The organism is Halorussus halobius, assembly GCF_004765805.1.
GTDB classification, from domain to species: Archaea; Halobacteriota; Halobacteria; order Halobacteriales; family Haladaptataceae; genus Halorussus; species Halorussus halobius.
On record NZ_SBIU01000004.1, the window covers coordinates 365,044 to 377,477 of the forward strand.

The window sequence follows — 12,434 nt, forward strand, 5'->3', positions numbered from 1 at the left end:
CCGCGAAATCGGATTTCGACCCACCAAAAGGTTTTTCCGCCATGGATATACTGGTGGAAGGCATGACAGAGATTGACTGTCCATTCGATAACTGTAACAGCACCTTGACCTTCCTTTTCAATGTCACTGTAGCAGGACCGGGACCGAATCAAGACTGGAAAGAGGTAAAGCAGTGTACGGGGTGTGGCAACATGGTTGGGGCGGATGACCAAAGCGACATGTTCGCGTCCGGGCTCGGGAAGAGCAAGCGGGACCACCAGGCAACAGCGAAAAATCTCAAAGAGTACTAAGGATTCGGCCAGTCGCTTCCTCGACCAGAGAAGTGGCCTGTCGGTTGCTGGACTTCAGCACCGACACCCTCTACCACAGACTCCCGCCCGACGTTCTTTTGATACACTATATTAGTGATGTCTTCTCCGCCGTAAACGGCGAGGCTTTAGCGCCTGTTCCGCCGGATAAATCGACCCCAGGCCAGAATCGCTAACCAGTATCAATTCGCCGGAACGTGACCGTAGGGAACCCTCGTTACCGCTCGTACACTCTCACCGTACCGGCCCCCTCGACGACGACGAGGAGGTCGTCGATGGAGAACTCGAACCGCCACCGGCCGTCGCCCGACCGGCGCTCGAACAGCACGTCGAGCGCTTCGAGGTCGACGGCCTGATACAGTTCGAGGTCGGAGTCGGTCGGGTCCACGCCCTCGGCGGCGGCGACCGCGTCGATGACGGTCTCGCTGAGCGCCGCCGAATCGTCGGGGTCGTGGCGCGTCTCGTGGACCGAAGCGGTTCGCCCCCGCGACCAGTTGCGGTCTGCTGTCGCCATGATACGTATTTTGATACTACCACGTATTAAAACCCATCAGACGAGCGTCAGACGAACGCGGCGTGCGGGTCCGAGCCGGAAACGAATCAGTCCTCCTCGCCGTGGAGTTCGAGTTCGGCCACGACGTCGTAGGGATGGCGGTCCTTCCGAATCCCGTCGAGTATCTCGAACGCCTCGTCTGGCGCGAGGAAGTGGGTCGTGACGACCCGGCCGAGGTCGGTCGGGTCGAGGCCGTCGATGAACTCGTACTCCAGCAGTTTTCCGAGCGCGTGCTTCGTCGGCACCTCGCCTATCATCCGGTCGTTGAGCCGCTTGGCCTCGCTGCCCGCGACCGTGACGTTCGCCAGGGTCTCCTCGACCGCCGCGCTCTCGTCGTACAGCGTCCGGACGTCCTCCATCTCGCCCTTGAGGAGCTTGAACGCCACCTCGTCCTCGCTCATCTCCATGCTGTTGTGGTAGGCGGCGTCGGGTTCGACGAGGACGTACACCTTCCCCCGGTCGTGGTAGTCCGGGCGGCCCGCCCGGCCGAGCATCTGGTGGAACTCCTGGACCGAGAGCCACTCGATGCCCATCGCCAGCGTGTCGAACACCACCTGCGAGGCCGGGAAGTCGACGCCGGCCGCGAGCGCCGCCGTGGTCACGACCGCCGCGAGGTCCTGGTCGCCGAACATGCGCTCGACCTTCTTCCGGCGGCCGTAGTCGAGGCCGGCGTGGTACGGCGCGGAGCTGTATTCGAGCCGGCGGGATATCTCGTGGCACCGCCGCCGGGAGTTGGTGAAGATGATGGTCTGGCCCCGGTAGCCCTGCGAGGACTCGCTGTCGAACTCCCGGCGGACCAGCTTGTTCTCGATGTCGACCTTCTCGTCGCCGTCGGCGAAGGTGACGTGGCGTTCGAGCGGGACGGGCCGTTCCTCGAACTCCACGAGGTTGGCCTCCAGCGATTTCGCGAGCGAAGCGGGGTTGCCCACGGTCGCCGAGAGGTACACCCACTGGGCACCGCCGTACCCCTCGCGGCGTCGGGCGCGCGTCTCGCAGTAGTGCTTGAGTCGCGCGATGAGGCCGTCGAGGCGGTGGCCGCGCTCGCCCTCCTTGAGCGTGTGGACCTCGTCGATGACGACCGTGCCGACGTCGCCCAGGTCGCGGCCGGTCCGGAGCGCGTGGTCGACGCCCTCGTAGGTGCCGACGATGACGTCCGCGCTCGGGTCGAACGCGTGGCCGTCGTCCCGGACCCGGCTCGCGCCGACCCGGATGGTCACGTCCACGAGGTCGCCGTACTCCTCTTCGAAGTCCTCGTGCTTCTGGTTGGCGAGCGCGACGAGGGGCACCAGAAAGAGCATCTTACCCTGCCCGTTCAGCACGCGGTCGATGCCGGCCATCTCGCCGACGAGCGTCTTGCCGGTGGCGGTGGCGCTGACGACGAGCTGGTCCTGGCCGTCGAGCAGGCCGTTCTCGACGGCGAGGCTCTGGACCGGCAGGAGGTCGTCGAACCGGTCTTCCAGCAAGTTCTGGATGCCGGGATGGAGGTCGAGCGAGTCGACCGGCACGTCCTCGACGTCCTCGACGTTGGCGCTTATCTCGTCGAACTTCGTGAGGTCGGGGTCGAGCCGGCCCTTCAGGAGGTTGGTGATGCGTTCGAGGTCCTGGACCTCGAGCAGGAGGTCTTCGAGCCGGTCGCGGGCCTCGCTGGTGAGGTCGCCCCGGAACGAGAGCTCGCGCTCTAGCTCTTCTTTGGCGCAGTCGGGGCAGATGTGCTCGTCGCCGGCGTCGACGGCGGTCTCGCTCGTGATGGGCGAGTAGCGCCCGCTCGACGCGCAGAACCGGCAGGTCCGGACGGTCTTGGCGTCGAGCTGGTAGGCGTCGAGCATCTCCCGAAGCTCCTCGCGGTCGTCCGGGCGGGTCTGCTGGGAGATGCGGATGCGGTCGGCTCTGCGCGCGATTTCGACGAACTGGTCGGGGTCTCGTGGCTCCTCGCTGGTCCCGCGCTTGACGCGGAACCGGCCGGGCCTCGGCCCGGCGTTGGTCTCCTGGAGTTCGAGTTTCGCCTGGAAGACGCGCTCGCCGTCGCGGTCGACCACCGCGAGGTAGTCGCCGCCCGACGCGTGGAGGAACAGCACGTCCACCTGCGGGACCTGCTTGGACACGCCTACGGGTAGTAGCTCGCGGTATTTGAGCGGTTCGGAACGAGCGATGCGGGGTCGCGGGCGATTCGAGTCGTGGTGAGTCGGTCGTGCGAGAGAACTGTGCGAGAGTCGTCAGCGCGCTACGGTTACGTTTCCACGTCGGCGCGCGCTGGCGTCTCGTCGAACGGAGTGAGACGAGGCTCGTGGGAGCGTGTCTCCCACGGCGCGCTCTCTTGTGAGCGCGCCAAGCGTGCGAGGTCTGCGCAAGCGACGCGCGCGCAGGCTCGGCAGTCGCAGCCCGCGCAGCGAAGCGAGCAGGACCGTCTGCCGGTGGAGGGGCGCTCTCGTGCGCCCCGAGGCTGGGGCGGCGTGAGGCTCGCCGTTGTGGGTGCGGTGCTGTGCGGTGCGGTCTCTCATCGGTCGAGGCAGTAGCTAGCTCAAATCTCCCGAATCAGAAGTTGACGGTGACGAGGGGCTAACTACTGCCTCGACCGGTGCGTACCGCACCGCAGACCGCCCCAGTACCGCAGACCGCCCCAGTACCGCAGACCGCCCCAGTACCGCAGACCGCCCCAGTACCGCAGACCGCCCCACGACCGCAAACAGCACCCCAGACCGCACAATTCCAACCACCCTGATCCCATACACCACGACCAGAATCGCCGGTTAACGTCGGCATAACCGAGGTAGAGATACGTTATTCCACCAATACTCCCGAGCAACCGGCAAATAACAAAGACCGCATCGTGGTAAGCCGGGCGTGCGCACAGCACCACAATCTATGAGGGGGAGACAGGACGAGCGGTTACCCGAGCGATTCGACGAACGAGTGACGCTGGAGATAGACGACGACGCGGAGGGCCGGCCGACGGTCCGACTGCAGGACGAGTCGGCCACCGACGCGTGGATTGCCGCCGACATCCGGGCGCTCGTCTCGCTACCCGAACGCGAGTAGCGACACCGGTCCCGAACGGGAGCGACTACTCCACCAGTTCTATCTCGTCGTCGCCGTTGGGCACCGCACAGAGGAACGCGCCCGGTTGGTCGCCCTCGTTGCGGTACCAGTGGACGACGCCCGCCGGGATGAGCAGCGAGTCGCCCTCGCTGACGGTGTACTCCTCGTCGCCGATGCCGACCGTGTACTCGCCCGCGAGGACGTACTGCTCGTGTTCGACCTCGTTGGTGTGTTCCGGAACCTCCGCGCCGGGGTCGAGTTCGAACCGCCGGATGGCGAAGTTGGGCGCGCCCCGGCTCTCGTCGACGAGGACGCCCTTGGACATCCCCTCGGCCGCGTCCACGTCCTCGTACTCGATGTCGTCGCTGTGCCGGACCAGTGGCTCGATTTGCTGGCTCATGCACGCACCTACGCGGGGGAGCTAAAAGTAATACCGGTGGATGGAGACGTCGCCCGCTCAGTCCGAGACCTCGACGCGCTCTGTCTCGCCGATGGCCTCCACGAGCAGTTCCGCCACGTCCACGATTTCGAGGTCGTCCTCGAAGCCGCCGGTCTTGCGGCCGTCCTCGTACATCGTCATGCACATCGGACAGGCGACGACGAACTTCTCGACCCGGCTTCCCGCGTCGGTGTCTTCGAGCGCCTCGCGCAGGCGCTCCTCGCTGGGCTTGGGGTCCTCGTCGAAGTCCATCCAGAGGCCGCCGCCCCCGCCGCCACAGCAGAAGCTGTCCTCGCGGTTGCGCGGCATCTCCGAGAGCTCGCAGCCGGTTCCGGCGACGATTTCGCGGGGAGCCTCGAACTCGCCGTTGTACCGCCCGAGGTGACAGGGGTCGTGGTAGGTGACGGCGTAGTCGAGTTCGGTCCCCGAGAGGCCGAGTTGCCCGGCGCGGAACAGGTCCTCGATTACCTGCGTGTAGTGGAACACGTCGTCCTCGTCCCAGTCGCAGTCGTCGAACTCGGGGTACTCGTTCCGGAACGTGTTGTAGCTGTGGGGGTCGGTGCAGACGATGTTGTCGTACTCGCAGTCCCGAATCGCCGTGGCGTTGTCCTCGACCAGCATCTCGTAGAGGCCCTCCTCGCCGACCCGGCGCACGTCGTTGCCGGCCGTCTGCTCGTCCTCGTAGAGGATGCCGTAGTCGACGCCCGACGCCTCGAAGATGGTGGCGAGCGACCGGGCTATCTTCCTGTTCCGCTCGTCGAAACTCGGGTAGTCGCCGACGTACCACAGATACTCCACCGGCTCCTCGCGGGCGTCGGGCACCTCGAAGTCCAACTCGTCGGCCCAGTCGGGGCGCTTGCGCTCGGGTTCGCCGAACGTGTTGCCGTTCTGGAACACGTTCATCATCGCGTCCTGGACGTTGGCGTCCATCTGGCCCGACTCGGTGAGTCGGCGGTTCATCCCCGTGAACTGCTCGACGTGTTCGATTTCGACCGGGCAGGCGTCCATGCAGGCCATGCAGGACATGCACGACTCCATCGTCTCGCTGTCGACGACGCTGGTCCCGCCGTCGGCGACGATGGGCTGTTCGTCGGTCCGGCCGGCGTCGAGGTCCTCGCGGTACTGTTTCAGGTCGAGGATGACGTCGCGGGGGTCGAGCGGTCGGCCCGACGCCTTCGCGGGGCAGACCGACGAACACCGGCCGCACTTGGTGCAGGCGTCGTGGTCGAGCAGTTCCTTCCACGAGAAGTCCTCGATGGAGCCGTGGCCTATCTCCTCGGGACTGGCGTCGTCCGGAACTCCGGGCAGGCGCTTGCCCGCCTTCTCGTCGCGGGTCACGACGTTGGCGAAACTCGATATCATGTGGAACGGCTTGGCGTACGGAATCGTCGCGACGAACGCCAGCGCGAGCAGCGAATGTGACCACCAGACGACGGGGTAGGCCGCCTCGGCCATGCCGGGCGTGACCCCCGCGAGTTCGAGGACGTCCCGGACGAACCAGCCGACGAAGCTCACCGTCTCGAACGAGACGTTCCGGAACTGGCTGGTGCCGAGGATGCGCACGCCCTCGGTGAGGTAGCCCCCGACGCCGAGCAGGAACAGCGTCCAGACGAACAGGTCGTCCTCGGTCGAGGTGTGTTTGCCCCAGAGTCGACCCTCCCGCACCCAGTAGCGCCGGTAGATGGCCATGCCGACGCCGACCACGAACAGCAGCCCCATCGCGTCCATCACCAGCGAGTACGACAGGTAGAAGTTGCCGACGAAAAACGAGTCCTGACCGAGCCCCTTCGTCCAGACGTCCATGTCGATGGCGAGGATGGTCGTCCCGATGAACAGCGTCAGAAAGCCCCAGAGGACGAACGCGTGCATCACGCCCGCGTACAGGTCGCGGTCGAACTGCTTCTCGTTCGTGAAGACTATCTTCGCGGCTCCGAGGACCCGACCGGGCAGGTCGTCGAGGCGGTCGAACCACGAGTCGGTCCCGCGAGCGTAGGTCGCGAAGCGTTCGTAGACGCCGAACAGGAAGAACGCGATGGCCACGGCCGAGAGGTAGTAGAAGATGGCCTCGCCGAGGTGGCCGATGCGCCAGAACGTCGGCCGGGTCACCTCGCTGCCCGTCTGTGCCAACACGAGTGAGTCCATGTCCTACACCGCGGACAGGATTCGCATAAGTGTTACCGACCGAGCCGGCGTCCCCGCGGAAAAACGGGCCAGGAGTTTACCGTTTACACCAGCGCCCACGCCAGCACCGCCGCGCTCGCGGCCAGTGCCGGGAGGTCGGCCCGGGTCAGCGAGAGCGCCGGGAGCGTCGGATTCCACGCGAAACACCGGGCGCGGAGCGCGAGCGAGAACCGGTCGGCCCGCGAAAACGCCCGCGAGAGCCCCGAGACGGCCACGAGCCGCATTCGGGCGACCGACCCGCGCTGGTCGCCCAGTCGCGCGGCCGAGGCGTCCCGAATCCGGCGCAGGTCCGATTGCAGGACCGGCAGGAATCGGAAGACGAACCCCACGCCGGCCCCCAGCAGTCGGCCGAGTCTGCCGGGCACGAGCGACCGAATCGCGGCCCGCGACTCCCGGACCGGGGTCGTCCGGAGGTAGGCCGCACTCACCAGCAGGACCAACACGACGCGATAGCTGGCGAGCGCGCTCTCGACGGCGCGTGAGGGCTGTACCCACGGCGGGCCGAGCGTGAGCGCGGCGACGAGCGGGCCCGCCAGCAGGAAGGGAAAGACGAACCGATACTCGGCCAGCGCCGCGCGGGCTGGCACGCGAGCCACCCGCAGCACCGCGACGCACGCGAGGGTGAGCCAGACCAGTCCTCGGGGCGTGGTGTGGGCGAACGCCGCGAGCGCGAACGCGAACTGGAACGCCAGCTTGCTCCGGGGGTCGAGCCGGTGCGCGAACGAGTCGCCCGGGCGGTAGCCGAGCGTCACGGGAGCCGAACCCCGAGTTCCGGCAGTTCGTCGCGGGCCTCGGCCGGCGGAGCGTCCACGGCCACCTGCCCGTCGGCGAGCGCGACGACTCGGTCCGCGAGGGCGAGCGCGTCCCGGAGGTCGTGAGTCACGAGGACGACCCCGGTCCCCGAGTCGCGGAGGCCTCGAAGCTGTTCGACGACCGACTCGCGGGCGGGCGCGTCCAGTCCCGTGAAGGGTTCGTCCAGCACGAGGTGGTCGGGTTCCATCGCCAGCGCGCCCGCGATGGCGACCCGCTCGCGCTCGCCGCCCGAGAGGTCGTCGACGCGCTCGTCGCGCCGACCGGCCATGTTCACTGCCGCCAGTGCGGCGTCGACTCGGCGCTCGATTTCCTCGCGTGACAGCCCCAGATTCTCGGGGCCGAACGCCACGTCCGCGCCGACCAGCGGGGCCACGAACCCGTCCCGGGGGTTCTGGAACACCATCCCGACGCGAGTTCGGGCGGCCACGAGGTCGTCGCCGACCGGCGTGCCGTCGACCAGCACCTCGCCTCGGTCGGGGTCGAGCAGGCCGTTGAAGTGCCGGACCAGCGTGGACTTGCCCGAGCCGTTGGGGCCGGCCAGCAGGACGAACTCGCCGTCGGGAATCGAGAGCGAGACCCCGTCGACTGCGGCCGCGTCGCCGTACCGATGGACCAGATTTCGCGTCGCTATCATCGAAGTGCGTCGTCTCTCGCGGGCAGTCAGGTCGCAGCGATGCCGTCGCTCCGGACGACGCCGACTGCGGCCGCGATTTTGGCCGCTTCGGCGGGGACGAACGCGAGCGCGCCCGTCACGAACGCCTCGGTCCACGTCAGTCCGAGGACCACCGACATGACCGGGACGCCGACCGCGTAGATCACGACCGTGCCGGCGGCCATCGCGGCGACGAGGCGGGCCGCGCTCCGATCGGCCGGGTCGCCGATTGCGAGGCCGCCGTGAACGAGCGCGCCCACCAGCGCGGCGGCGACGGGGTACGACCAGAGGTAGCCGCTGGTGGGCTGAATCCACAGCGCGCCGAGTCCGGCCGACCCGCCCGCGAACACGGGCGCGCCCACCGCGCCCGCGAGGAGGTACAGCGCCATCGAGAAGCCGCCCCAGAGCGGCCCGAGCAGTATCCCGGCGAGGAAGACCCCGAGCACCTGTAGGCTGACGGGAGCGGGCGAGAGCGGATACGGGAACGACACGTACGCGAACGCGCCCGTGAGCGCCGCCAGCAGTGCGGCCCGAGCGACGTTCCCGACCGTCTCCTCGCCGACCAGTTCGACCGAAGCGGCGTCCGTGCTCATGTCACCCCGTGAATCGTCAACCTGCAAGAACGCTTCGGTTGACGGCAGGGCCGAGCCACATCTCCCGTCGCCAACAGGTTTTTATACTGAGGCCGCGTCCGGCCCACACCATACAAGAATGGACGAGAAGACCGAGGAACTGCGGGACATATTCATGGACGTGACCGACGAGGCCACGGTCACCGAACAGCAGGAGGAGACGCCGGGGTCGCTCCAGTCCGAGGCCGAGATCGAGGAGCGACTCGAAGCGCTCGTCGCCGAGATGAGCGACCGGTACGACTTCGGGACGAGCCTCTCGGAGGCGGAACTCGTGACGGTCGTCGAGGGGTTCTACGACGGGGACTCCGACGCCGAGATCGCGCGCCGACTCGGCGACGAGTCCCTCGGCAAGACGGTCTCGCGCGCCCGCATCGACCTCCACCTCGTCCGCGACGACGACGCCGACGCCCCGTTCGACCTCGACGACCTCCGGAACCTGCTCGACGCCGGCGCGTCGGACGTCGACTGCGCCGACGAGCTCGGCGTGAGCGAGTCGACCGTCCGACGCTACCGGCGGGTGGTCGAGACCCAACAGGAGCGTCGCACTGTCAACGACCGCTACCGCGACGAGTTCGAGAACCTGTTGCACGACGGGGACCTCTCCGAGCAGATGACGACGGACGTCCACGACGACGGCCTCGACGACGCGACCGAGGGGATGGAGACGAACGTTTCGTTCTGAGCGACTTTTTTCGTCGGGTACGGTGATGGCACGTTCTTCGCACGCTTAAAAGAGCGCTACCCGAACTCACGTAAGAAGTCGCTCGTCCGAACGTCCACGCCGTGATTCCGGATACACGGGGCGGCCGGGTCGCGGTGACCGGCCACGACGCGCCCGCTTCGCCCGGCGTCGGCTCAGGCGGCCGGGAGCGCCCACTGCCACGCCCGCCTGAGGGCGACGACGCCGAACGGGCCACCCCACGCGGCGGCGACTGCCGCGATGGTGGGGGCGGAGTAGGCGAGTCCAGCCACGGCGGCGACGCCACAGGCTCCGACCGCGGCCGCCGCCCCGGCCACGCGTCGGTCGAGCGGGCCGAACGCCGTGGTCTCGACCGGGAGTTCGAACGCCTCGACGGCCCGGCCGTACTCCCGGAGGTGCGCGACGCTGCGTTCGTACTCCCCTGCGGACGGCGTGAGCGAGAACGTCCGGGTGTCGCAAGCGCGGTCGACGAACTCTCCCTCGCACAGCTCGACGTCCCGGATGTCGTCGACGAGGGTCGCCCACTGGACAGTATCGGTGAGGTCGTCGTACGCGACCACCGCGTCGTCGCGGCGCTGGTACGCCAGCGTGCCGTGGGTGAGGGCGTACTCGACGGCCTGCAGCCCGCCGATGCCGGCCGGCAGGAGACCGAAACAGACCACTGTGGCGGCGACCGGCCCCGTCGACCCGGCAGTGAGCCCGACCCACGCGAAGAGGTACACCGGACCGCTACCGATTGCGGACTTCGCGCCCCGCCAGAGCGCGGCTCCGCGGACGGCGCGCCGGTCCGGACGGACCTCGACCGTCGGCGACGCATCCGGAGCCGCCACGGGCGGGAGCGTTCCCACTCCCTCGTCGGGGTCGAACGCCACCCCGCCGCGGTAGCCCCGCCACTCCGCGAACAGCTTCACCGCGACGAACGCGACCAGCGCGCCGGTCGGGCCGCCGACAATCGCAAACATGAGTACCACCACGGCCAGCCCGGCCTCGGTCGTCGCGCTCGCGACCACGTCTCGGGGAGTGCTCGTCTCGTGGCGTCGCTTCCGGAAGTACTCGCGCTCGACGACGCCGACGTGAGAGACGACCAAGAAGACGACGCTCACCGCCACGCTCGGGTCGGCGAGCGTCGCCGGCACGTCGACGAACCGGCCCAACACGAAAAGGAACACCCCGACGAGCGACACCGCAGCCCCGAACGCCCGCAAGACGAACGGGACGTTCCGGGGGTAGACCGGCGGGAGCGAGTCGACGACCGCGACGCTCCCGCGCCGGCGGTTGAGGTCGCTCGGTCCGACCGAGACCCCACCCCACTCGTCGGGCTTGAGCGGGTTCCCCTCCTGTGGGCGCTCCAGTTCGTCGTAGTTCGGCGGGCGGCGCGCGAACAGTGCCTTCAGTCCGGCGAACGGGACGGCGACGACCAGTTCGAGCGCGTAGACGACCGCGAACGTCTGCGCGCTCCACCCGAGGTGGAACACGCCGACCAGCGGGACGACGTTCGCCGCGACCGTCGCCAGAAACGCGGCGGACGAATCGTTCGACGGCTTTACCACCGTTTCAACGTTTGAGAGGGGCGAATAAAAGCTGTCGGTGTGGAGTCGACCGTCCGTCGCTCCGAGGACCGCTCCCCCGACGAGTCGGCCGGTTCGAGGGGTCGAGTCGCTCGCGCGGGAGCCGGCGGCTCCCGGCGGGAAGTAGCACCCTTTCCACCCCCGATTTTAAATACGAGGACGGGACGAAACCGGGCCATGACGACGGTCCAGTTCGGCGAGGTCGCGACTGCGGCGTACTGCCCGCGAAAGCTCTACTACCGCCGGCAGGACGACGGCCTCGACGTGCCCGAGGCGGTCGCGGAGTGCCGCGACCTCGCGTTCCGGTACGGCGACCTCGAATCTGCCCCCGACGAGCGACTGGCCGACTTGCCCCTCGCCGTGGAACCCGGGGCGTTCCGGGCGAATCTCGACCGCGCGCGGTCGAGATTCGCCGACGAGTGGCCCGCGCTCGCCGACCCCGACGACCGCGAGCGACTCGTCGAGGGCCGGGACTGCCGGGGCATCGTCCACAAAGTGCTGGAGCTCGACCCGCCGACGCCGTCGATGGTGTTCGCCGGCGACCCGCCCGACCAGGGCGTCTGGGAGCCCCAATCGGTCCGGGCGGTCGCGGCCGCCAAGGCGCTGGCGTGGGAACACGAGCGCCCGGTCGAGCGCGCGTTCGTGGAGTACCCCACCCACGGCGTCGTCCGCGAACTGGACCTGACCGTCCGCCGGAAGGCGGCCTATCGGACCGCCGTGGAGGCGGTACGGTCGCTCGACGGCCCGCCGCCCCGCCTCCGCGACGACGCCAAGTGCGACGCCTGCGAGTACCGCGCGGAGTGTGGCGTGAAGACGCGGTCGCTCCGGTCGCTGCTCGGACTGTAGTCAGAACGCGAGCAGGTCGAGCGAGAAGTACGTCTCGACGGTCGCTTCGGCCGTCTCCCAGCAGGGACGTCAGTCCCGGAGCCACGCCGCCACCGCGTCGGCGTTCGGGCCGCGACGGTGTATCTCGCCGGACGCGACGTTCACGACCGTACTCCCGGTTCCGCCAGTTTCGCCGCCGTCGAGGACGACGGCCGCAGCGTCGCGGATTTCGGGGTCGAGGTCCGCGACGCGGGTCGCGCTGGGTCGGCCGCTGACGTTCGCGCTCGTCGCCGTGACGGGCGCGGCCGACCGCAAGAGTGCCAGCGCGAGGTCGTGGTCGGGGATTCGCACGCCGACCCGGTCCCGCCCGCCCGTGAGCGCGTCGGGGACCGGCTCGCGCTTCTCACAGACGACCGTCACCGGGCCGGGGAGGAACTCACGCATGAACCGCTCCTCGCGGTCGGTGGCCCGGACGTATTGGAGCGCGGCCTCGACGTCGGGCACCGCCAGCGAGACGGGGTCGTCCCGGGACCGTCGTTTCGCCTCGAAGACGCGCTCGACCGCCTCGTCGTTCAGGGCGTCCGCGCCGAGGCCGTACACCGTCTCGGTCGGATAGACGACGAGGTCGCCGTCCCGGACGGCCTCGGCCGCGCGCTCGACGTCGGCGTCGTCGCTCATGGCTCGCAGTTGGTTCCCGGTCGAAAAAGGCGCGTCGGTCGCAGGTGCG

At 68.4% G+C, this 12,434-nt stretch carries 13 protein-coding genes; 4 read left to right on the plus strand and 9 right to left on the minus strand.

The genetic code is table 11. From position 1 onward, the window contains the following. Positions 1–62: 62 nt before the first annotated feature. Positions 63–290, plus strand: coding sequence for a hypothetical protein (locus tag EPL03_RS13620; protein ID WP_135829879.1), 228 nt, complete (start codon positions 63–65; stop codon positions 288–290). Between the two features lie 235 nt (positions 291–525). On the opposite strand, the gene EPL03_RS13625 is transcribed toward EPL03_RS13620, so the two are convergent. Further along, a complete protein-coding gene (locus tag EPL03_RS13625; protein ID WP_135829880.1) occupies positions 526–822 on the minus strand; it encodes a HalOD1 output domain-containing protein in 297 nt (98 codons plus the stop codon). Between the two features lie 86 nt (positions 823–908). Continuing rightward, on the minus strand, positions 909–2,963 hold the full coding sequence (locus tag EPL03_RS13630) for a DEAD/DEAH box helicase (protein ID WP_135829881.1): 2,055 nt from the start codon (positions 2,961–2,963) through the stop codon (positions 909–911). A 760-nt stretch (positions 2,964–3,723) separates the two neighbouring features. On the opposite strand from EPL03_RS13630, the gene EPL03_RS20095 reads away from it, so the two are divergent. Next, positions 3,724–3,897, plus strand: coding sequence for a hypothetical protein (locus EPL03_RS20095; RefSeq protein WP_168216268.1), 174 nt, complete (start codon positions 3,724–3,726; stop codon positions 3,895–3,897). 25 nt (positions 3,898–3,922) lie between these two features. Here EPL03_RS20095 and EPL03_RS13635 read toward each other — a convergent pair whose 3' ends face one another. The 5 genes from EPL03_RS13635 to EPL03_RS13655 all read right to left on the minus strand — a co-directional run bounded on the left by EPL03_RS13635 (position 3,923) and on the right by EPL03_RS13655 (position 8,575). After that, positions 3,923–4,297: a cupin domain-containing protein gene (locus tag EPL03_RS13635; protein WP_135829882.1), complete on the minus strand. Its 375-nt coding sequence runs from the start codon at positions 4,295–4,297 to the stop codon at positions 3,923–3,925. Positions 4,298–4,354: 57 nt separating this feature from the next. Continuing rightward, positions 4,355–6,478, minus strand: a complete 2,124-nt coding sequence (locus tag EPL03_RS13640; RefSeq protein ID WP_135829883.1) for a (Fe-S)-binding protein — start codon at positions 6,476–6,478, stop codon at positions 4,355–4,357. 83 nt (positions 6,479–6,561) lie between these two features. Beyond that, complete coding sequence (locus tag EPL03_RS13645; protein ID WP_135829884.1) at positions 6,562–7,269, minus strand: energy-coupling factor transporter transmembrane component T family protein; 708 nt, start codon at positions 7,267–7,269, stop codon at positions 6,562–6,564. Then, complete coding sequence (locus tag EPL03_RS13650) at positions 7,266–7,964, minus strand: energy-coupling factor ABC transporter ATP-binding protein (protein ID WP_135829885.1); 699 nt, start codon at positions 7,962–7,964, stop codon at positions 7,266–7,268. The genes EPL03_RS13645 and EPL03_RS13650 overlap by 4 nt, the downstream gene beginning before the upstream one ends. 26 nt (positions 7,965–7,990) lie before the next feature. Then, positions 7,991–8,575 (minus strand): biotin transporter BioY, encoded by a 585-nt coding sequence (locus EPL03_RS13655; RefSeq protein ID WP_135829886.1) that lies wholly within the window; start codon positions 8,573–8,575, stop codon positions 7,991–7,993. 118 nt (positions 8,576–8,693) lie between these two features. Here EPL03_RS13655 and EPL03_RS13660 point away from each other — a divergent pair, with 118 nt between their 5' ends. Then, complete coding sequence (locus EPL03_RS13660; protein WP_135829887.1) at positions 8,694–9,296, plus strand: conditioned medium-induced protein 4; 603 nt, start codon at positions 8,694–8,696, stop codon at positions 9,294–9,296. 173 nt (positions 9,297–9,469) lie between these two features. On the opposite strand, the gene EPL03_RS13665 is transcribed toward EPL03_RS13660, so the two are convergent. Then, complete coding sequence (locus tag EPL03_RS13665) at positions 9,470–10,864, minus strand: DUF6498-containing protein (RefSeq protein ID WP_135829888.1); 1,395 nt, start codon at positions 10,862–10,864, stop codon at positions 9,470–9,472. Positions 10,865–11,059: 195 nt separating this feature from the next. Between EPL03_RS13665 and EPL03_RS13670 the strand changes: the two genes are divergently transcribed. Next, on the plus strand, positions 11,060–11,728 hold the full coding sequence (locus EPL03_RS13670; protein ID WP_135829889.1) for a CRISPR-associated protein Cas4: 669 nt from the start codon (positions 11,060–11,062) through the stop codon (positions 11,726–11,728). A 69-nt stretch (positions 11,729–11,797) separates the two neighbouring features. Here the strand turns inward: EPL03_RS13670 and EPL03_RS13675 are convergent, their stop codons facing one another. Further along, on the minus strand, positions 11,798–12,385 hold the full coding sequence (locus tag EPL03_RS13675) for an L-threonylcarbamoyladenylate synthase (RefSeq protein ID WP_135829890.1): 588 nt from the start codon (positions 12,383–12,385) through the stop codon (positions 11,798–11,800). Positions 12,386–12,434: the final 49 nt, after the last annotated feature.